This is a genomic window from Noviherbaspirillum sp. FW303-A3 (assembly GCF_058788695.1).
Window position 1 is genome coordinate 2553591 of sequence record NZ_JBYTAZ010000001.1, and the last position, 20663, is coordinate 2574253.

Genomic DNA, 20663 nt, shown 5'->3' on the forward strand with positions numbered 1-20663 from the left:
CAGCGAGAACATCATGAACTTCTCCAGATTCTTCATCGACCGCCCGATCTTCGCGGCTGTGCTGTCGATCCTCATTTTCGTGGCCGGCGTGCTGGCCATTTTCAAGCTGCCGATTTCCGAGTACCCGGACGTGGTGCCGCCGTCGGTGGTGGTGCGTGCCGTCTACCCGGGCGCCAATCCCAAGGTCATCGCCGAAACCGTCGCCGCCCCGCTCGAAGAGCAGATCAACGGCGTCGAGAACATGCTCTACATGTCCTCGCAGGCGACCTCCGACGGCGCATTGGCATTGACGGTCACCTTCAAGATCGGCACCAACGTCGAACAGGCCGAGACCCAGGTGCAGAACCGCGTGCAGCGCGCCCTGCCGCGCCTGCCGGAGGAAGTGCGCCAGATCGGCGTGACTACGGTGAAGAGCTCGCCCAACCTGACCATGGTGGTGCACCTGTCCTCGCCGAACGGCCGCTATGACGACGTCTACCTGCGCAATTACGCGGTGCTCAACATCAAGGACCAGCTCTCCCGTATCCCGGGCATGGGCGAAGTCATCCTGTTCGGTGCTGGCGACTATGCGATGCGCGTGTGGCTCGATCCTCAGAAGGTAGCCCAGCGCAACATGACCGCCTCCGACGTGGTGCAGTCCATCCGCGAGCAGAACGTGCAGGTCGCGGCCGGCGTGATCGGCGCCGCACCGGCAAAGAACGCCGAGTTCCAGCTCGTGGTCAATGCGCAAGGCCGCCTGCAGTCGGAAGAAGAGTTCGGCAACATCATCGTGCGCACCGGCGCCGATGGTTCGGTCACGCTGCTCAAGGATGTGGCGCGCATCGAACTCGGCTCCACCGACTATGCGCTGCGCTCGCTGCTGAACAACAAGTCGGCTGCCGCCATTGCCGTCTTCGAAGCGCCGAATGCCAATGCGCTGCAACTGTCTTCCGACGTGCGCGCCAAGATGGATGAACTGAAGCAGGACTTCCCGGAAGGCGTCGAGTACAGCGTGGTGTACGACCCGACGCAGTTCGTGCGCGAGTCCATCAATGCAGTGATCAAGACCCTGCTCGAAGCGATCGCGCTGGTGGTGCTGGTAGTGATCGTGTTCTTGCAAACCTGGCGTGCATCCATCATCCCGCTGGTGGCGGTGCCGGTGTCCATCGTCGGCACCTTCGCGGTGCTGCTGGGATTCGGTTTCTCGATCAATACGCTGTCGCTGTTCGGCCTGGTGCTGGCCATCGGTATCGTGGTGGACGATGCGATCGTGGTGGTGGAAAACGTCGAGCGCAACATCGCGTACGGTCTCACGCCGCGCGAAGCGACCGTGCAGGCGATGAAGGAAGTGAGCGGCCCCATCATCGCGATTGCCCTCGTGCTGTGCGCGGTGTTCGTGCCGATTGCCTTCGTGTCCGGCCTGTCCGGTCAGTTCTATCGCCAGTTCGCGCTCACGATTGCGATCTCCACCGTGATTTCCGCGTTCAACTCGCTGACGCTGTCGCCCGCGCTGGCCGCCGCGCTGCTCAAGCCGCACGACGCGCCGAGGGATGCGCTGACACGCGGCATGGACAAGATGTTCGGCCCCTTCTTCAGCTGGTTCAACCGTGCCTTCGGCCGTGCATCGAACCGCTATGAAGGCGGCGTGAAGCAAGTGCTTGGACGCAAGAGCGCTGCACTGGTTGTGTATGCAGTGCTGTCCATTGCCGCGGTGTTCGTGTTCAAGGCCGTGCCCAGCGGCTTCGTGCCCGGCCAGGACAAGCAATACCTCGTCGGCTTCGCGCAACTGCCGGATGCCGCTTCGCTCGACCGCACCGACGCCGTGATCCGCCGCATGTCGGACATCGCCAAATCGGTGCCCGGCGTGAAGGATTCCGTCGCCTTCCCCGGCCTGTCGATCAACGGCTTCACCAATGCGCCGAACGCGGGCATCGTGTTCTTCGGCCTGGAGCCCTTCGACCAGCGCACCTCGCCGGAGCTGTCCGGCGCGGCGATCGCGCAGCAGATCAACCAGAAGCTGGGCGGGATCGAGGATGCGTTCATCATGGTCTTCCCGCCGCCGCCGGTGAACGGTCTCGGCACCATCGGCGGCTTCAAGCTGATGGTGGAAGACCGCGGCAACCTCGGCTACGACAAGCTGTATGAAGCGGTGCAGGCGATGCAGATGAAGGCATGGCAGACGCCGGAACTGGCGGGCGTGTTCTCCAGCTACCAGATCAACGTGCCGCAACTGTTCGCCGACGTCGACCGCACCAAGGCCAAGCAGCTCGGTGTGCCGCTGTCGACGATCTACCAGACGCTGCAGATCAACCTCGGCTCGCTGTACGTGAACGACTTCAACCAGTTCGGCCGCACCTACCAGGTGAAGGTGCAGGCGGATGCGCCGTACCGCTCGCATGCGGACGACATCGCCCAGCTGAAGGTGCGCAACAACAAGGGCGAGATGATCCCGCTGTCGTCGCTGATGAAGGTGAAGGACAGCTACGGCCCGGACCGCGTGCAGCGCTACAACGCCTACGTGTCCGCCGACATCAACGGCGCGGCTGCTCCCGGCTTCTCCAGCGGACAGGCGCAGGCGGCGATGGAACGCATCGCGAAGGAAGTGCTGCCCAAGGGCATTACCTACGAGTGGACGGAACTGACATACCAGGAGATCCTGGCCGGCAACACCATGGTCTTCATCTTCCCGCTGTGCGTGCTGCTGGTGTTTCTGGTGCTGGCCGCGCAGTACGAAAGCTGGACCCTGCCGCTGGCCGTGATCCTGATCGTGCCGATGTCGATCCTGTGCGCGCTGCTCGGCGTGAAGCTGACCGGCGGCGACAACAACATCTTCACGCAGATCGCGCTGTTCGTGCTGGTCGGCCTGGCATCCAAGAACGCGATCCTGATCGTCGAGTTCGCCCGCGAGCTGGAACACCACGGACGCACGGTGGTGCAGGCCGCGCTGGAAGCCTGCCGCCTGCGCCTGCGACCGATCCTGATGACCTCGATCGCTTTCATCATGGGCGTGGTGCCGCTGGTGTTCTCCTCGGGCGCCGGTGCGGAGATGCGCCATGCGATGGGTGTCGCGGTGTTCGCAGGCATGCTCGGCGTGACGCTGTTCGGCCTGTTCCTGACACCGGTGTTCTATGTCCTGCTGCGCACCTTCGCGCAGCGTTTTGAAAAACAAGTACCGGCCGCCATCACGCGTCCGGAAGGAGTGGTGTGATGATCCGCAAATTGCAAACCTCCCTGCTGCCGATGGTGGCCGCACTGGTGCTGGCAGGATGCGCGGCGCCGGTGCTGAAGGACCCGCAGGTCGAAGTGCCATCCGGTTTCAAGGAAGCCGCCATCGATGCCGGCAAGTGGAAACCCGCCGAACCGGCAGAGGCGCAGGCTCGCGGCGAATGGTGGAAGGTCTTCAACGACAGCACGCTCAACAGGCTGGTCGATGAAGCCACCGCCGCCAACGCGAACCTTGCCGCAGCGGCGGCGCGCGTGAAGCAGGCGCGCGCCATCGCCGGCATTGCCGAGTCGGACCGCATCCCGAACGTGAACGTCGACTTCGGCCCGCAGCGTGGACGTACGTCGGCAGTCTCGCTCGGACTGCCGGAAGGCACGCCGGTACCCGCGACCACGTCCTGGACCGGCCGGCTCACTGCCAGCTATGAGGTCGACCTGTTCGGCCGCATCGGCAACAACGTCAGCGCAGCGCAGGCCGATGCAGCGGCGGGCGAGGCGACCTACCGTTCGGTGCTGCTCGCGCTGCAGGCCGACGTCGCGCAGACCTATTTCCGCCTGCGCGCCACGGATGCCGAACTCGCCTTCCTGAACGAGACGGTGCGCCTGCGCGAGGAAAACGTGCGCATCAACCAGCGCCGTTTCGACCTCGGCGACCTCGGCGAACTTGACCTCGCGCGGTCGAAGACAGAACTGTCGACCACGCGCTCGGAAGCGATCGCGCTGGAACGCCAGCGCGCCCAGCTCGAACATGCATTGGCCGTACTGCTCGGCAAGCCGGCGGCGGCATTCAGCGCGGAGAGCAACCCGCTGCTCGCCTCGTCCGCCTTGCCCGGCATTCCCGCCGGCCTGCCTTCTGCCTTGCTGGAGCGCCGTCCCGATATCGCCGCCGCACAGCGCGCGATGATCGCTTCCAATGCGCGCATCGGCGTGGCGAAGTCGGCGATGTTCCCCGCGCTGCGGCTGACCGCGGCAGGCGGCGGCCAGTCGGCAGACCTGTCCGACGTGTTCCAGTGGAGCAGCCGCACCTGGCTGGTCGGCGCGCTGTTGTCGATGCCGATCATCGACGGCGGACGCAACCGGGCGAACATCTCGCGTGCCGAAGCGGCGCTGGAGGAATCCGTCGCCGGGTACCGCCAGAGCGTGCTGACCGCCTTTGCCGAAGTCGAGGACAACCTCGCCGGGCTGCGCACGCTTGCCGGCCAGGCACAGGCCATCGACGACGCTGTTGCCTCGGCGCGCCGTTCGACGGAGCTGGCCAACAAGCTGTACCAGGCCGGCCGGTCGAGCTACCTCGACGTCATCGATGCCCAGCGCAATCTTGCGGCAGTGGAACGCAGTGCCGTGCAATTGCGCGGCGCGCGTGCCACTACGACCGTTGCGCTGATCCGTTCGCTTGGCGGCGGCTGGCAGGCGAATCCGGATGTGAAGTAAGGACGTATATGGCATACCGGGCGGCGCGACGACATCCCGCAATGCCCGGTGTGCAGACAGGCACGATTCCGCCGTCCCGGAAATCGTGCCAAGGAGACAAAAAGCGTTTGAACTTGCAGGCAGCAGCAGTCGATTGTTTCGGTTTCAGAAATGGTCTATTGCCTTTATTGCTGTTTTTCAATTCGCGCGCGATGGCTAGACTGTGCTTCATCGATGAGCACACAACTGATGCGACTCACGAAAGACGCGAAGGAAAGCAGGATGTCCTGACCGACGCGCCGGAGTCATTAACTTTATTGGAGTAATAACATGAATGCGAAAAACCTGATTGCCGCCGTTTCCCTGCTGACCGCCGCCGGTTCCGTGCTGGCCGACCAGACCTACCCGTTCGTCGAGCACACCAACGTGGCATCGACCAAGACCCGTGCGGAAGTCGTTGCAGAAACGAAGCCGGCCGTGAACACCGAGTTCGTCGAGCACAAGAATGTTGCCTCGGGCAAGACTCGCGCCGAAGTACGCCACGAACTGGCCCAGTCCGTCGGCAGCAACCCGGAATTCGTCGAACACGTCAACGTCGCTTCCACCCGCACCCGTGATGAAGTGCGCAATGAAGCCATCCAGGCTGCCAAGGGCACGCAAGTCAAAGTCAAAAGCTCTGGCGGCTGATGCCTGAACAAGTCGGCGTACCCCGCCTGACAGTATTTGCAGGAATCGTATCCCAGAGGAGGAACCGGTTCCTGTTCACGAAGTCTCCTCCAGACTCTCCGAGAGTTGGATTTCGCCCGCAGCCGCAAGGTCTGCGGGCTTTTTTTCTTCCGCACGTACAATGGATGCGTCTCCGCACCGCCATCCATTGCAATGAAAATCCAGATCGCCTCCGACCTCCACCTCGACCTGTTGCAGGAACGCTTCCCCGGTTTCCGTGCCGTCGAACCCGCTGCCGATGCCGACGTGCTCGTCATTGCCGGTGACATTCACCATGGAACGGGCGCGGTCGACATGTTTTCCGACTGGCAGGTGCCGGTAATTTATGTGCAGGGCAACCATGAAGCGTACGGCAGTACGCTGGATGACACGATCGGGGCGCTGCGCACCACCGCCGGCGGCAATGTGCATTATCTTGAAAATGACACATTCGTTTTCAAGGGCGTACGTTTCCTCGGCTGCTGTATGTGGACCGACTACCTGCTGTTTCCGGACAGACAGCAAGCGGCCATGCAGGAATGCGAGGAACGCTTGCTCGACCACCGCGCGATTCGCACCGGAACCGGCATGTTCGCTGCCGAAGATGCCCTGCGGCTGCATCACGCATCCCGCGCCTGGCTGGCTGCGAAGCTGGACGAATCCTTTGACGGCCCGACCGTGGTCGTCACCCACCACGGCCCGCACCCGGGCTCCATCCATCCCCGCTATGACGGCCAGCTGCTGAACGCCGGCTTCATCAGCGACCTCACGCCCTTGCTCGGAAAATCCGCGCTCTGGATCCACGGCCATGTGCATGACAGTTTTGACTACACGGTGGCCGCTACCCGCATCGTGACCAACCCCCGCGGCTACGCCCTGAACCGGCGGGCCGCCGCCACGCCGGAACAGATCCAGTGGGAGAATCCGGCATTCCAGCCGGCACTGGTACTGGAAATCTGACTCCGACCGCGCACTTCCTGTTACGCTGTCGATGCAGCATGTGCGGCAAGATGCAATAATTGCCGAAAAGAAAGCCAATACGGCTGCGACGATACTGATCAGGATCCGGGCATGGACAAAGAGGTTCTGGCACCCCTCACGCCAATGAAAGAGGCAGACTCAGCGGCAGCGACAACCGTTGCCGCGCGCGCCTATGTCTCGGATGCCTTGCGAGCAAGCGAGGAAAAGTACCGAGGCATCCTGGAAACCATCGAGGATGCGTATTACGAGGTCGACTTGCAGGGCAACCTGGTCCTGTTCAACAGCGCCTTCTGCCGCATGCTCGGCTATGAAGCCCAGGAACTGATCGGCCGCAACAATCGCAGCCTCCAGGCAATTGACATCGCGGCCCGCACTTATCAGACTTTCAACCGGGTATATCGCACCGGGATACCGGCGACCTCCTTCGACTGGGAAATGATCCGCAAGGATGGCAGCATCGTCGTCGGGGAAGGCTCGGTGCAGCTGGTGCGCGACCTCAAGGGCGAGCCGGTCGGCTTCCGCGGCATCCTGCGCGACGTGACCCAGCGCCGCCGGGTCGAACAGGCGCTGCGCGAAAGCGAGGCGCGTTATCGCAGCATCATCGACAGCATCCAGGACGCCTATTATGAAGTCGATCTCGCCGGCACCATGGTGATGTGCAACGGCGCGTTCTGCCGCATGGTCGGGTACACGGAGGAGGAGGTGCTGGGGCGGAATAACCGCAGCCTGCAGCCGCCCGAGATCCATGGCCGCACCTACGAAGTTTTCCACAAGGTCTATCGCACCGGCATCCCGACCGAAAGCTTCGACTGGCAGATGCTGCGCAAGGATGGCACCACCGTGACGGGCGAAGGCTCGGTGCAGCTGGTGCGCGACAGCAAGGGCGAACCGGTCGGTTTCTGCGGCATCCTGCGCGACGTCACCGAACGCCGCCGCGTGGAGCAGGCGCTGCGCGAGAGCGAGGCCCGCTTCCGCTCGCTGACCAACCTGACCTCGGACTGGTACTGGGAGCAGGATGCGGACATCCGCTTCACGCGCATGGAAAGCCGCGACGCCAATTCCGATACGGTCCGCGATTTCTTCCTGCGCCGGACGCCCTGGGAAACCGGCCTGCGCGTCGAACTTGCGCGCGGATGGGATGCCTTCCGCGACATGATGACAGCACGGCGCCCGTTCCGCGACATCGTCTTCCACCGCACGCTGGAGGACAGCAGTCCGTACTACGTGAGCGTGAGCGGCGAACCGATCTTCGACAGCCATGGCGCATTTACCGGCTACCGGGGCGTGGCGCGGGAGATCACCGACAGCAAGCTCGCTGAAGAGCGCATCCAGTACCTGGCCACGCACGATGGCCTGACGGGGCTGCCGAACCGGGTGATGTTCAGCGAACTCCTGACCTCCGCCATCCGTTCCGCGCAGCGGTATAACCGCAGTTTCGCGGTCCTGTTCATCGACCTCGACCGGTTCAAGACCATCAACGACACGCTCGGCCACCATGCCGGCGATACCTTGCTGAAGGAAGTGGCGACCCGCTTCAAGTCCGCGCTGCGCGCCAGCGACATGATCGCCCGCCTCGGCGGCGACGAGTTCGTTGCGCTGATCCATGAGACTTCCGAGGCAGACTCGGTGGCGAAGGCGGCCGGCAAGCTCCTCGAGGCGGCGGCGCGGCCGTTCATGCTGATGGGCCGCGAGTGCCGCGTCAGCGCCAGCATCGGCATCGCGATGTATCCGCGCGACGGCAACGACGAGCAGACGCTGATGAAGAACGCCGACATCGCGATGTACTTCGCGAAGGAAGAGGGCAAGAACAATTTCCAGTTCTATTCGCGCGAGATCACCACGCAGTCGCTGGAGCGGCTCACGCTGGAAACCAACCTGCGCCGCGCGCTGGAGCGCAACGAATTCTGTCTGCACTACCAGGCCAAGCGCGACCTGGCGACCGGCGCGGTCACCGGCGTGGAGGCGCTGCTGCGCTGGAACAATGACGAACTGGGCAACGTGCCGCCCTCGCAGTTCATCCCGCTGGCCGAGGAAATCGGCGCCATCGTCCCGATCGGCAAATGGGTGCTGCAGACCGCCTGCGCGCAGAACATGGCTTGGCAGCGCGCCGGCCTGCCGCCGATCTGCATGGCGGTGAACCTGTCGGTGCGCCAGTTTGCGGACGAACACCTGATCGACGACATTGCCGCCATCCTGCGCGAGACGGGCATGCCGCCCGAGCTGCTGGAACTGGAAATCACCGAAGGCATGGTGGTGCACCACCCGGAACACGCGCAGAACCTGCTGAAGGAAATCAAGCGCATGGGCATTCGCCTTGCCATCGACGATTTCGGCGCCGGCTATTCCGCGCTCGGCCAGCTCAAGCACTTCCCGATCGACACGCTGAAGGTGGACCGCTCGTTCATCCGCGATGTGGTCGACAATCCGGGCGACAAGGCCATCACCGAGGCGATCATCTCGATGGGCAAGACGCTCAACCTGACCGTGATCGCCGAAGGCGTGGAGACGATGGAACAGGAAAGCTTCCTGAAGGACCAGGCCTGCGACCAGATGCAGGGATTCCTGTTCAGCAAGCCGATGCCGCCGGAAGACGTCGCCGCGCTGCTGTGGACGCAGTCGGCGACGCTAGGGAAGGCGTGAAGCGATGCCGGACCTCGATGCGATCCGCCGGCAGCTGCTCGCCTTTCGCGATGAGCGCGACTGGAAGCAGTTCCATACGCTGAAGAACCTGATCGTCTCGCTCAACCTGGAATCGGCCGAGCTGCTGGAACTGACGCAGTGGAAGACCGACGCGCAGCTCGACGCACTGAAGACCGATGCCGATTTCCGCGAAGCCCTGCGCGACGAGTGCGCGGACGTGCTGCTGTACCTGCTGCTGGTAGCGGACGACGCCAGCATCGACCTGCTGGAGGCGGCGCAGGCGAAGATCGCGAAGAATGCAGCGCGGTATCCGGTGGAGCAGGCGTTCGGGTCGGCAAAGAAGTACACCGAATTGAAGGACGCGGCGCGCAAGAAGGGGCAGGAGTAGCCGTCGTCCGCTTGCGGGCTTGACGCTCGCACACCATCCTTCTTCTTCACCTTTCTTTCCATCGGGAACTATCATTCCCCCAGGCATGTCTGTTCTTGTTCCCCGGCAACTCGCCGGACAAAGAACACCTTGCCATTCATGCAGTCCAGACCCCACCACCGCACCTTGCTTCCCCTCGTAGCCCTGCAAGGCGCCGTCGGCAGTTTCGGCGGCTTCATCGGCTTTTTCGTGATCGGCGCGAACGACCTGCATGCGCTGTTCCGTTATACGGCTTGCATGCTGACCGCCGCGATGGCATCGACCTTTCTTGCCTACATGGTCAGTCCACGCCTGCGCATCGGCGGCGCGGCGCTGATACGGCTTGGCTTGCTGCTGCCGGGCCTGCTGCTGCTCGTGGCCGATGGCTCGGTTGCCTTGACGGCCATCGCGTTCGGCGCCTACCTCGGCATCACATGGACAGGAAGGCATGCGCTGGAAATGTCGCTGCTTGCCGATGCCGACCGCGATCCCTATGCCGCCCGCTCGGGCACAGCCACCATCGTCCTCAGCTTCGGCGCGACGCTGGCCTCGACCCTGCTGCTGGCCACCTTCAGCGAGCAGAGCCGTTACGTGTACTGGCTGTACGGCGCCTTGTGCCTCTTCGGCGCGCTCTTTCTCGGCAAGGCGATTCCGCACACCGAACCGGTATCGCTGAAAGCGCCGCTCGCGGTCATCCGCCAGCCGCGCTTCATCGCTTGCATGCCGATCTTCTTCCTCGAATCCGGCCTGTTCGGCATCAGCCAGGCGATGGCGGCCACCGGCGCATCCAACGCGCTCGGTGTGGCCAGCCATTACGGCTGGGTGTCCACCGTGGCGGGACTGGCCGGCGGCATCGCGCTGTATGTCACGCGCAAGAAACGCAACAAGGACAACCGCGCGCACTGGTTCGGCGGCGCCTGCCTGGTGATGTCGGCGTCCTGGCTGCTGCTCGGCGCCAGCGCATGGGTGCCGGTGCTGTACGTCGTCCATTCCATGATGCGCGCAGCCGGTGCGCCCTTCCTCGCGGCGAGCCAGCAGGTGCTCAACCAGTGCACGCTCGACATCCGCGGCGAACTCGCGGACCGCATCTTCGCGCGCGAACTGGTGCTGTGGGTGCTGCGCATGGCGGCGCTGTGCATGTTCTGGGGACTGGCCATGCTGCTCACGCCGACGCACCTGTTCCTGGCCGGCGCCGCCTTCCTCGCGGCGGCGATGGCGACGGAATACCTGATTGGACGTTCGCTGTTCTGGCGCAGTGCCGCGCAGGCGGCGTAATCCGGTTTTCCCGCGCCGCATTTGATGAAAATCAGAAGCGGCCGCGGCACCTTCCCGCTATCCTCATCGCGCGCATTCCCCCCCGCGCGCGTCGAAAAAATGCCCTGCGGACACAGTTTTTCCCGTGACTTCCGATGTCACGAGTTTGGCTCCGCAGGCCAACGCGCCACCCCTCGTCCTCCGCGAATCTTGTCTTAATCTAAACACACTCCATTGCGGTAAACGCCTCGTCGTGCCGACACAGGAGAGTCGATGTTGAGGAGACGCGCCGACCGCATCCGCCGGCGCCAAGACAAACGAAAAGGCCGCAAAGGCCCGAGGATCAAGGCATGAAAGACAAGTACAAGCTGGTAGGTCCGATCTACGACTGGTTGAGCGATTTCTACAGCGGCAAGTCGATCCACCACTGCAAGGTCGCGATGCTGGACAAGCTCAAGCCGGGCGACAAGGTGCTGTTCGCCGGCGTCGGCCACGGCAAGGATGCGGTGTACGCCGCCCGCCTCGGCGCCGAGGTGACCGTCGTCGACCTGTCGGAAACCATGCTCAAGAACTTCCAGCGCAACCTGGAAAAGGAAGGCATCAAGGTCCGCATCCGCCAGCTGCACAGCGACATCATGAAGGTGCGCGAGCTCGAGAAGTACGACATGGTCGTCGCCAACTTCTTCCTCAATGTGTTCGACGAGGACATGATGCACCGCGTGCTGGAACACCTGATCCGTCTCGGCAAGCCGGGCGCGCACGTCGTCGTCGGCGACTTCGCCTATCCCACCGGGAACATCCTTTCGCGACTCGCGAAGAAAGCCTACTGGTACGGCGCCGTGCTGTTCTTCTGGGCATTCGCGGGCAATGCCGTGCACAAGATCTACAACTACCCCGAGTCCATGCAGAAGCTCGGGCTGCAGGTCCGGGAAAAGAAGCATTACCGGCTGATGCTGCTGAATTGCTATTGGTCGGTGCTGGGGACGAAGCCGGCAAACCGCTAGCGGCCGGACTCCTTCCCCTTCAAGGGGAAGGCTGGGATAGGGATGGGTTTCTTCAGCCCTCACCCCATCCCCGCCCTAACCCTCCCCTTGAAGAGGAGGGAACGCCCGCTCTCCGCTCCATTTCCCATCCCCCAGGGAGGCTGTTTTGCAAGAACAAGCACAAGTCATCACGCTGGACCGTCCGCTCATCGCGGACGTCACCCATCTCGACATGGCCAGGCGCATTGCCTGCCTCAAGCAGTTCGGCTCGCATTCGATGTCGTTCTCGACGCTGCAGCCCGACATGTCTTACTTCGACATGCCCGGCGTCGGCTACATCGCCTATGCGTCGCACTGGGGCATGCGCTTCGCGCTCGCCGATCCGGTATGCCACCCGCACCATCGCTCGCTGATGCTCGACCGCTTCCTCGAAAAATACCCGAGCGCGGTCTTCGTGCAAGTCAGCAAGCCGGTAGTCGACCACCTGCACAACCACTACGGCTATTACGGCACGCAGTTCGGCAGCGAATCGAAGATCGACCTCGCCACCTGGTCCTTGCGCGGGGCAAAGAAGCAGATCATCCGCACGGCGATCAACCAGGCGCGCAACCAGGGCATCGACATCCGCGAGTCGGGGTTCAACCTGGACGTGAAGAAAATTTCCGAAGCATGGATCCAGACACGCCGCTGCAAGAACAACGAAATCCGCTTCCTTATCCGGCCGATGCTCATCGATTACCGCGAAGGCACGCGCTACTTCTATGCCTACCTCAACGGCGAAGCGGTCGGTTTCATCTTCTTCGACCCGGTGTACGCGAACAACAGGCTCATCGGTTATGTGCCCAACATCTCGCGCTCGTCGGCCAACTTCAAGCAGGGGCTGTGGTACGCGCTGATGGCGCACGCGATGGATGTGTTCAAGGCGGAAGGCGTGGAGTACCTCGACCTCGGCCTGGTGCCGCTGATGATGGCCAACGAGATCGAACCGCAGGAGTCGCGCCTGCTGCGCATGACGATGTCCGTGATCCGGGAGCGCATGGATTTCCTCTACAACTTCAAGGGACTGGAATTCGCGAAGTCGCGCTTCCAGGGGAAGGTGGAGAAAACCTATTGCTGCCACCGCAACGCCATGCCCGGCGTCGCCATGACCGCGATGTTCCGCCTGACACGCATTATCTGAATTTACTCCCTTCTCCCGCCTGCGGGAGAAGGGAACAAGATATGGAGACCAAGAATGACACGCCGTACCACCCCGCTCAGCGTCCAGACCGCCCTGTCCGGCAAACGCGTCCTGCTGACAGGGACCACCGGTTTTCTCGCCAAGGTGGTACTGGAAAAGATCATCCGCGCCGTGCCGCATGTCGGCCGCGTGACCCTGGTCCTGCGCGGCAACCGCAACTGCCGGACCGCGCGTGAACGCTTCGAGCGGGAGATCGCCACCTCGTCGATCTTCGACAAGCTGCGTGAAGAACAGCCCGCCTACCTCGCGCGCTTCTTCGAAGAGAAGATCGAATGCGTGACCGGCGAAATCACCGAGCCGAGCTTCGGCCTGCCCGCCAACAAGTTCATCGAACTGGCCTCGCGCATCGACGTCGTCATCAACGCTGCCGCCAGCGTCAACTTCCGCGAACCGCTCGACCAGGCACTCTCCATCAATACGCTGAGCCTGCACTACCTGACGGCACTGACGCGCGTGGCCAACGCCCCGCTGATCCAGGTGTCGACCTGCTATGTGAACGGCCACAACCGCGGCGAGATGCGCGAAGAGATCGTGCCGCCGGCGGGCGCATCGATCCCGCGCCATCGCGACGGCTACTACGACGTCGAGACGCTGATCACGAGGCTCGCCCAGAAGATCGAGCAGGTGAAGTCCGCCGTGCGCGACCCGAAGCTGCTGGAGCGCCGCCTGACCGAACTGGGCATTGCCGAATCCAACCGCTACGGATGGAACGATACCTACACCTTCACCAAATGGATGGGCGAACAGCTCGCCATGCGCGGCATGTTCGGACGCTCCCTGACGATCGTGAGGCCGTCCATCATCGAAAGCACGCTGCAGGAACCGACGCCAGGATGGATCGAGGGCGTGAAAGTCGCCGACGCCGTCATCCTTGCCTATGCGCGCGGCAAGACCAGCTTCTTCCCGGCCAGGCCGGACGGGATCATCGACATCATTCCGGCGGACCTCGTCGCCAACAGCATCCTGCTGGCCGCAGCAGAAGTCTTGTCGGATCCGGTCGGTCATCGCATCTACCAGTGCTGCAGCGGGTCGGGCAATCCGATCCGCATGGGCGACGTGATCCGTTTGCTGCAGGAAGAATCGAAGCGCAACTGGAAGAAGTACGACCGCCTGTTCTACAGTGAACCGAAGCACGACTTCCGCGTGGTCGGCAATGCCACGTTCCGGCTGATGATGGCGACGATGCGCGCAGGCGTCAGCATGTGGAGCGGCATCCGCCGCGCATTCGGCGCCAGCGGCGAGACGAAGTCGATGGAAAAAATGCGGACCACGCAGACGCTGGCAGTGACGTTCTCGTTCTACACGCAACCGCGTTACCGCTTCCACAACAAGAGTCTGCTGGCGCTCGTGAAACGCTTCCGCACGCATGACAAGGTGTTGTTTCCTGTGGACGCCAAGCTCGTCAACTGGACGGACTACCTGTGCCGCATCCACATGGCCGGATTGAATCGCTACGCGCTGCGGCGCAAGGGTGCAACGGTGGTGGAAGCTGCTGCATCACCGGCTGCCGTCACGCCGGAAACAGCTGCACCCGCATTGCCTGCCGTGGAGGCGGTGCAGTAAACACATTGCCTGCCAGGTAGTACCCCTCTCGCCGGGCGGACACGTTTCCGCCTTGGCATGCCTTCCTGTCCGTCATCCAATCCCCACGGAACCTTTTCCCGCTCGCAACCTCAGAGATGTTGCAGTCGGTTACGAAATTTCTTTTGACAAAGAGTGAGAAGACCCGTTTTGACGTTCGTTGCAATTCTCCGCAAGCATTACTCCCTCCCCCTGCTATTGCCTCTTGCAGCATTGTTGTCCGGGTGCGGCGGCAGTCCGCTGGAAGAAGACCCGATGCTCGCACCGGCGCAGCTGCATGGCACTTCGGCTACGAGTTCTTCCGGCAAGCGCGTGCCGCAGCAGGGAGAATTCAACCTGGACATCTGGAACGAGCACAAGTGGTATGAGTGCGATTGCGCGAGGGAATCGACACCGCCCGTGGGCGGTTAAGCATCCAGCTCGGGATACCGGCGGAACACATCGTCGTTGTTGAACGGAATCCTGCGCTTCGATTTGAGGTAAGACTGAATCCTCTTCCGTTTCGCCACACGCGCATGCAGCGACGCCAGCAGCGGATACCCCGGTTCGAGCCGCTCCATCGCGCGCGGAAATGCGTAGCGCAAACATTCCACCATCTGGAACAGCGAGAGGTCGGCATAGGTGAGCATGTCCCCCGCCAGCCATTCGCCCGCACTCCGCCGCAGCACGGCCTCGAAGTAATCGAAGAACTTCGGCATCCGCGACGCAGTGAATTCCTTCGCGCGGCGCAAGGCTTCTTTCTTCTGCTCCTCGTAATACAGATCCACACCGATCGGATGGTGCGTGTCGTGCGCCTCCACAACAAGATCCGCCATCGTCAGTTGCAACTGATGCACCCATAGCCGCCCGGCCTCGTCTTCCGGCGCCAGCCCAAGCCGCGGTCCGAGGAAGAACAGGATGTTCGCCGTCTGCGCGATCACCTGCTCGCCGGCACGCAGGAAGGGTGGTGCGAAGGGGAGTTGCCGCAGGGTTTCGTCCTCCATCAGGCGGAACATCGCCGCCATTCCCATCCCGCTCCGCTCGGAGCGCCGCGCCACATCCACGTAATCGGCGCCGCCTTCCTCCAGTGCCAGCCGCACAAACTCGCCGCGCCCCTGGATGCCCGGCCAGTAGAACAATTCGTAGCGCATGGAACAGCTCCCCGCACAAGATTGTCGAACCACCAATTATCAAATTGCCACGCCTGCGACGCGGCGTTGACTCTCTTTTGTTTCCACTATCTAATGACGCTCCGCGCTAAGCTTATTCACATTTTTGTATAAGCATAGTCGGGAAAAATTGTTGTCCTCTGCCCAACGCGCCACTACATTGCGTTATTACCAAAAGTAATTCCGGCAGGCCAAACCATAACCTGCGCCCCATGCGCGGCTCCCCCTGCCGCCCGGCGCCACCCCAACGAATCCTGATGAAGCTGTCGTTCAACAACATAAAGAAGCGTTTTTCCGACTTGCAGGTCATCGACGATTTCAGCCGCGAATTCGACGAAGGCCAGCTCGTCGCCCTGGTCGGCCCGTCCGGCTGCGGCAAGTCGACGCTGCTGCACATTGCCGCCGGGCTGGAAAAACCGAGCGCCGGCGAGATCCTGGCGGCCGGCAAACCGGTCGAGGGCCCGAACCCGGAACGCATGCTGATGTTCCAGGAAAACGCGCTCTATCCCTGGATGACGCTGGTGCAGAACGTCGCCATGGCGCTGGAGCTGCAGAAGGTCGACAAGAAGCAGGCGCGCGAGCAGGCGACTGCCTGGCTGGCGAAGGTCAACCTCCAGGGCTTCGAGGATTACTACCCGCACCAGGTTTCGGGCGGCATGCGGCAGCGCGCGGCGCTGGCGCGCGCCTTCATCACGTGTCCGAAGGTGCTGCTGCTGGACGAACCCTTCGGTGCGCTCGACGCTCTTACCCGCATGACACTGCAGGATGTCTTGCGCGACCTGATCCGCGAAGCGCGGCCGACGGTGTTGCTGGTCACCCATGATGTGGACGAGGCATTGTTCCTCGCCGACCGCATCCTGGTATTCAGCCACCGTCCGGCGAAGGTGCTGAAGGAATTCAACCTCGAGCATTTCGAGAAGACACACGATTTGTCGGACTTCGCCGATGTGCGGCGCGAGATTTTGGGATTGCTCGGCATCCATGCAGAGCACGAGGACGTACCATTGACGGAAGGAGCTGGAATATGAAATCCGGGAAACTGTTGCTCGCCGCAGTCGCGGCATTCGCGCTCGCCACGCAGGCGAACGCTCAGGAAAAATTCAAGGTGGGCTACCTGCGCGTGATGGACGACGCGCAGGCGATCGTGGCGCAGGAAGCCGGCCTCTACAAGAAGTACGGCCTCGACGTCGAACTGGTCGAATTCAAGTCCGGCACCGACCTCATCAAGGCCATCGTCGGCGGCCAGCTCGACTCCGGCGTGCTGGGCTTCACCAACGCGGTGGCATGGGCATCGAAGGGCGCGGACCTGAAGGTGGTGGGCGGCGCGCAGCACGGTTACCACGCGATCATCGCGCGCGACGAATCGGGCATCAAGAAGGTCGCCGACCTGAAGGGCAAGACGCTCGCCTCGCAGGCCGAGGGCAGCACCGCCGACACCGTGCTCAAGGGCGTGGTGCTGAAGCAGGCCGGCCTCAAGCCGGACGACGTCAACGTGATGGGCGTCAGCCCGCAGGTCGCGGTGCAGTCGCTGATCGGCAAGCGCGTCGATGCCGCCTTCCTGTTCGAGCCGCAGGCCAGCATCGCGCAACTGGTTGCCCCGGTCAAGCAGGTCTACGAGATCGGCGAAGTGTGGCCCTTCCCCTGCATGGTGGTCATCACCTCCGGCGACACGCTGAAGAACCGCAAGGATGCACTGTGGAAGTCGCTCGATGCGCAGAAGGACGCGATCGACATGCTGCAGAAGAAGCCGCAGGATGCCTCCAAGCTGATCGCCGGCTACTTCATCAGCGAGCCCACGCTCAAGACCCTGAACAAGGGCGACATCCCGCGCGAGACCGTCATCACCGACGCCATCAAGAGCCAGACCTTCAGCCCGGTGCTGACGGCGAAGGAGCAGGCACGCATGCAGGAGATTGCGGACATCCTGCAGGAACAGGGTTCGCTGAAGACGCGCGACGGGAAGCCGTTTGATGTGAAGTCGATTCTCGATCTGAGCTGGCAGCAGCAGCGCAAGTTGTAATCCAACTCCCCTCTCCCGCCTGCGGGAGAAGGGAGCATCAACGAACGACACATGGCCGGCACCTCCGCCGGCCATCGCATTTAAGAACAACATGAGCACCAAGACACGCATCAGCGGCAACAGCAAGAAATTCGCCTTCGTCCTCGCCGTCGTTTTCATCCTCCTCGGCTGGCAGGCCGCTGCCTGGTCGCTGCCCGACTTCCTCATGCCGGACGTGCATACCGTGATGATCCGGCTGTCGAACGAAATGCAGTCCGAGAACTTCCGCACCGCGCTCTGGGGCAGCCTGTTCCGCCTCGGTACCGGTTACGGTTCGGCGATGCTGTTCGGCGTCGGCTTCGGCCTGATCGGCGCGATCCTGTTCTTCTTCCGCGAAGTGCTCAAGTCGGCCATCATCATCCTGCAGTCGATTCCATCGATTGCATGGGTGCCGCTGTTCCTGATCCTGATGGGCTTCGGCAACATGCCCATCATCGTCGTAGTCGCGATCTCCGCCTTTTTCCCCGCCGCACTGTCGGTCATGAACGCGACCGAAAGCGTGCAGCAGGTACACGTGTCCGCCGCGCGCGTGATGGGCGCCTCGCACTGGGAAATGGTCAAGCGCGTCTACTTGCCCGCCGTCATGCCCGAGCTGATCACCGGCGCCCAGCTCGCCTTCGGCAATGCATGGCGCGCGCTGATATCCTGTGAAATGCTGGTCGGTTTCGGCAAAGGCCTCGGCCGCTCGCTCTCCTACGCAGGCGAGACCGCCGACATGGTGGGCGTGATGACCAACATCCTCGCCATCGCCATCATCGCGCCGCTGATCGACCAGGTCCTGCTTGAGCGCCTGAAGCACCGCGTCCTTCGTTACCAATACGTCTGACATGAACATTGCCGCCCTCCGCCTGCCGCACGTCCTGCTTGCCATCGCCATCTCCGGCGCCGGCAGCACGGGCCAGGCAAGCGGACTGGAGCGTGCGAAGCAACGCGGCAAACTGCTCGCAGGCATCCACTTTATCGTGCCGGAATACAAGGCCGGCACGAAGTACCGCACGCCCGAGACGCTGGACAAGGCGCTCCTGGAAGACGTGGCCAAGCGCCAGCAACTGCCGCTGCACGCAGTGCAGACGGTGCCCGGCAAACAGGCGGCACTGCTGGCCGACGGCAAGATCGACCTCACGCTTGCCACTGTCGCCGAGAACGATCCGCTTACCCGCACCCATACCGTCATCCCGACCGGCTACGCCTCCGGCCCGATGGCGATCATGCGCACCGATACCGACATCAAGACCTGGGAACAGCTGAAAGGGCGCAAGGTCTGCGTGTCGGAAGGGGGCTTGCACATCGGCACCCTCGGACCCAGATACGGCGCCATCGAAATGGTCTACAAGGCGCCGGCCGATGCGCTGATCGCGGTGCGCGTCGGCGAATGCGATGCGACCGTGCATGACAGCGCACTGCTGGAAGAATTGATCAAGTATCCGGAGTGGAAAAAATTCTCCGCCCGCCTGCCGACCGGTCCGCAATCGGCACTGGCTTTCGTCGTGCCGGCATCCGACAAGAAGGGCGCGGATTTCCTCCGGCAGGTCGCGGCCGACTGGAAGGCCACCGGCCATCTCGACAAGACGATGAAGACCGCCGTGCGCAACATCGCCTTCGAGGTCTACCTGGACCAGAATGCCCCCGATTGCCACTGAGCAATCGCCGACGCAGGTTGCACATGCGAAGGCATTCCCCTACATTGGTACTGCGCCAATCTTCATCATGAGACCAGGACCATGCCCAAGAACCACCATCGCAAATCAAAGAAAAAGATCCTCCTTGCCTTGCAGGGCGGCGGCGCGCACTCCGCCTATGTCTGGGGCGTCGTCGACCGGCTGTTGCAGAACGAGGATATCGAGATCGCCGCTGTCAGCGGCACGAGTGGCGGCGCCATGGTTGCGGCGGTGCTTGCCTATGGCCTGAACATGGAAAAGGGGCCGGACGGCACGCCGCTGACGGACGCAGCGCGCCGTGCGGAAACGCGAAAGCTGCTCAAGCAATTCTGGACCAATGTCGCCGCCATCGGCGACTTCAACTTCAATCCGTACCGCTTCATTGCCAATCCGCTCCATCCATCCTGGAACATCGACGGCACGCCGGTCCCGATTGCACTGAACGCGCTGTCGCTCGTCATGTCGCCATACCAGCGGCTGTTCGACCTGCGCCAGAATCCGGTCTCGATGGCGCTCGCCGACTGCATCGACTTCAAGGCCCTGCGCGCGAGCACGATTGGTCCGGCGCTCTATGTCTGCACGACCAATGTGCGCACCAGCCAGCTGCAGACCTTCAGCAAGCATGAGATCGATGTCGACCACCTGCTCGCCTCAGCCTGCCTGCCGGTGGCGGACCGCGCGGTAAAGATCGGCGATGAATACTACTGGGACGGCGGCTATGTGGCCGATCCCGCGCTCATCCCCCTGGTCCAGCATCACAAGCAGGAGTCGCGCGACCTCGTGATCGTCGGCGTCAATCCGATCGTGATGGACAAGACGGCCCTGCCGCCGGATACCGCATGGGAAATCATCGACCGCATGAACGAGATCACATTCAATGCCTCGCTGATTTCCGAGATCAAGCGCATCCACGAAATCAACGAACTGCTGCGCCAGCTGCGCCCGCATGCGGAGGCGATGAAAGCATGCAAGACGCTGCACGACAAGGTGGAAGTGCTGATCCATTACATCCCGCCGCATGCCGACATGGCGTGCATGGGCGTGGCCAGCAAGAGCAATACCGCGCTGGGCTTCCTCAAGCACCTGCGGGAACTGGGCCGTGAAGTGGCGGCGGCGTGGGAAAACGGCAAGATCGACGGCGGCGGGGCGCCGCTGCTCGGTATTGCGTCGGATACCAACCTAGAACGCCTGTTCATCAATCCGCATCATGCGGAGGCCCCGACGCTGCCGAAGCCGGTGCAGGGGGCCCGCACCATTCCCGGCGCGCCTGCGCCGATGCAGGCGGCGGTGGTACAGCCCGCAAGCAGCGAAATGGCCTGAGCGACGCGTCGAATCCGAATCCATCTCGCCGTAAACATAGTTTCCTTCGCGAACAATTGTTATTGAGACAACTTCAT

17 protein-coding genes are annotated in these 20663 nt (G+C 62.7%); 16 read left to right on the plus strand and 1 reads right to left on the minus strand.

From position 1 onward, the window contains the following. The first annotated feature begins 13 nt into the window (after positions 1-13). The 11 genes from AC3WOY_RS12425 to AC3WOY_RS12475 all read left to right on the plus strand — a co-directional run bounded on the left by AC3WOY_RS12425 (position 14) and on the right by AC3WOY_RS12475 (position 14812). Positions 14-3187, plus strand: coding sequence for an efflux RND transporter permease subunit (locus AC3WOY_RS12425; RefSeq protein WP_492424160.1), 3174 nt, complete (start codon positions 14-16; stop codon positions 3185-3187). Beyond that, complete coding sequence (locus AC3WOY_RS12430) at positions 3187-4632, plus strand: efflux transporter outer membrane subunit (protein WP_492424162.1); 1446 nt, start codon at positions 3187-3189, stop codon at positions 4630-4632. Before AC3WOY_RS12425 ends, AC3WOY_RS12430 begins: the two co-directional genes overlap by 1 nt. Positions 4633-4941: 309 nt before the next feature. Next, entirely contained in the window at positions 4942-5298 is a 357-nt protein-coding gene (locus AC3WOY_RS12435) for a DUF4148 domain-containing protein (protein WP_492424164.1), read from the plus strand. 192 nt (positions 5299-5490) lie between these two features. Continuing rightward, positions 5491-6276 carry a metallophosphoesterase gene (locus tag AC3WOY_RS12440; RefSeq protein ID WP_492424166.1) on the plus strand — a complete coding sequence of 262 codons (786 nt, stop codon included), beginning with the start codon at positions 5491-5493 and terminating at the stop codon, positions 6274-6276. A gap of 111 nt (positions 6277-6387) precedes the next feature. Then, on the plus strand, positions 6388-8937 hold the full coding sequence (locus tag AC3WOY_RS12445; RefSeq protein ID WP_492424168.1) for a sensor domain-containing protein: 2550 nt from the start codon (positions 6388-6390) through the stop codon (positions 8935-8937). Positions 8938-8941: 4 nt separating this feature from the next. Next, on the plus strand, positions 8942-9325 hold the full coding sequence (locus AC3WOY_RS12450) for a nucleotide pyrophosphohydrolase (protein ID WP_492424170.1): 384 nt from the start codon (positions 8942-8944) through the stop codon (positions 9323-9325). 138 nt (positions 9326-9463) lie between these two features. After that, positions 9464-10618, plus strand: a complete 1155-nt coding sequence (locus tag AC3WOY_RS12455; protein ID WP_492424172.1) for an MFS transporter — start codon at positions 9464-9466, stop codon at positions 10616-10618. Between the two features lie 329 nt (positions 10619-10947). Beyond that, the gene (locus tag AC3WOY_RS12460; protein WP_492424174.1) at positions 10948-11601 is read left to right on the plus strand and encodes a class I SAM-dependent methyltransferase; all 654 of its coding nucleotides are present in this window, start codon (positions 10948-10950) and stop codon (positions 11599-11601) included. Between the two features lie 145 nt (positions 11602-11746). Further along, complete coding sequence (locus tag AC3WOY_RS12465; protein WP_492424176.1) at positions 11747-12760, plus strand: DUF2156 domain-containing protein; 1014 nt, start codon at positions 11747-11749, stop codon at positions 12758-12760. Between the two features lie 54 nt (positions 12761-12814). Continuing rightward, positions 12815-14383: an SDR family oxidoreductase gene (locus AC3WOY_RS12470; protein WP_492424178.1), complete on the plus strand. Its 1569-nt coding sequence runs from the start codon at positions 12815-12817 to the stop codon at positions 14381-14383. A gap of 168 nt (positions 14384-14551) precedes the next feature. After that, a complete protein-coding gene (locus AC3WOY_RS12475; RefSeq protein ID WP_492424180.1) occupies positions 14552-14812 on the plus strand; it encodes a hypothetical protein in 261 nt (86 codons plus the stop codon). Here AC3WOY_RS12475 and AC3WOY_RS12480 read toward each other — a convergent pair. Next, positions 14809-15531: a glutathione S-transferase gene (locus AC3WOY_RS12480; RefSeq protein WP_492424182.1), complete on the minus strand. Its 723-nt coding sequence runs from the start codon at positions 15529-15531 to the stop codon at positions 14809-14811. The genes AC3WOY_RS12475 and AC3WOY_RS12480 overlap by 4 nt on opposite strands. A 275-nt stretch (positions 15532-15806) precedes the next feature. On the opposite strand from AC3WOY_RS12480, the gene AC3WOY_RS12485 reads away from it, so the two are divergent. From AC3WOY_RS12485 to AC3WOY_RS12505, 5 genes are all read left to right on the plus strand, one after another. Continuing rightward, positions 15807-16577 carry an ABC transporter ATP-binding protein gene (locus tag AC3WOY_RS12485; RefSeq protein WP_492424184.1) on the plus strand — a complete coding sequence of 257 codons (771 nt, stop codon included), beginning with the start codon at positions 15807-15809 and terminating at the stop codon, positions 16575-16577. Further along, entirely contained in the window at positions 16574-17569 is a 996-nt protein-coding gene (locus tag AC3WOY_RS12490) for an ABC transporter substrate-binding protein (RefSeq protein WP_492424186.1), read from the plus strand. Before AC3WOY_RS12485 ends, AC3WOY_RS12490 begins: the two co-directional genes overlap by 4 nt. Before the next feature lie 91 nt (positions 17570-17660). Then, on the plus strand, positions 17661-18434 hold the full coding sequence (locus tag AC3WOY_RS12495) for an ABC transporter permease (RefSeq protein WP_492424188.1): 774 nt from the start codon (positions 17661-17663) through the stop codon (positions 18432-18434). Between the two features lies 1 nt (position 18435). After that, positions 18436-19248, plus strand: a complete 813-nt coding sequence (locus AC3WOY_RS12500; protein WP_492424190.1) for a type 2 periplasmic-binding domain-containing protein — start codon at positions 18436-18438, stop codon at positions 19246-19248. 81 nt (positions 19249-19329) lie between these two features. Then, positions 19330-20586, plus strand: a complete 1257-nt coding sequence (locus AC3WOY_RS12505) for a patatin-like phospholipase family protein (protein ID WP_492424192.1) — start codon at positions 19330-19332, stop codon at positions 20584-20586. The last annotated feature ends 77 nt before the right edge of the window (positions 20587-20663 follow it).

Coding starts and splice junctions, on each gene's coding strand:
- AC3WOY_RS12430 (WP_492424162.1), top strand. CDS start 3,187: ATGATCCGCAAATTGCAAACCTCCCTGCTGCCGATGGTGGCCGCACTG.
- AC3WOY_RS12505 (WP_492424192.1), top strand. CDS start 19,330: ATGCCCAAGAACCACCATCGCAAATCAAAGAAAAAGATCCTCCTTGCC.
- AC3WOY_RS12460 (WP_492424174.1), top strand. CDS start 10,948: ATGAAAGACAAGTACAAGCTGGTAGGTCCGATCTACGACTGGTTGAGC.
- AC3WOY_RS12470 (WP_492424178.1), top strand. CDS start 12,815: ATGACACGCCGTACCACCCCGCTCAGCGTCCAGACCGCCCTGTCCGGC.
- AC3WOY_RS12490 (WP_492424186.1), top strand. CDS start 16,574: ATGAAATCCGGGAAACTGTTGCTCGCCGCAGTCGCGGCATTCGCGCTC.
- AC3WOY_RS12435 (WP_492424164.1), top strand. CDS start 4,942: ATGAATGCGAAAAACCTGATTGCCGCCGTTTCCCTGCTGACCGCCGCC.
- AC3WOY_RS12485 (WP_492424184.1), top strand. CDS start 15,807: ATGAAGCTGTCGTTCAACAACATAAAGAAGCGTTTTTCCGACTTGCAG.
- AC3WOY_RS12445 (WP_492424168.1), top strand. CDS start 6,388: ATGGACAAAGAGGTTCTGGCACCCCTCACGCCAATGAAAGAGGCAGAC.
- AC3WOY_RS12495 (WP_492424188.1), top strand. CDS start 17,661: ATGAGCACCAAGACACGCATCAGCGGCAACAGCAAGAAATTCGCCTTC.
- AC3WOY_RS12455 (WP_492424172.1), top strand. CDS start 9,464: ATGCAGTCCAGACCCCACCACCGCACCTTGCTTCCCCTCGTAGCCCTG.
- AC3WOY_RS12480 (WP_492424182.1), bottom strand. CDS start 15,531: ATGCGCTACGAATTGTTCTACTGGCCGGGCATCCAGGGGCGCGGCGAG.
- AC3WOY_RS12500 (WP_492424190.1), top strand. CDS start 18,436: ATGAACATTGCCGCCCTCCGCCTGCCGCACGTCCTGCTTGCCATCGCC.
- AC3WOY_RS12440 (WP_492424166.1), top strand. CDS start 5,491: ATGAAAATCCAGATCGCCTCCGACCTCCACCTCGACCTGTTGCAGGAA.
- AC3WOY_RS12450 (WP_492424170.1), top strand. CDS start 8,942: ATGCCGGACCTCGATGCGATCCGCCGGCAGCTGCTCGCCTTTCGCGAT.
- AC3WOY_RS12425 (WP_492424160.1), top strand. CDS start 14: ATGAACTTCTCCAGATTCTTCATCGACCGCCCGATCTTCGCGGCTGTG.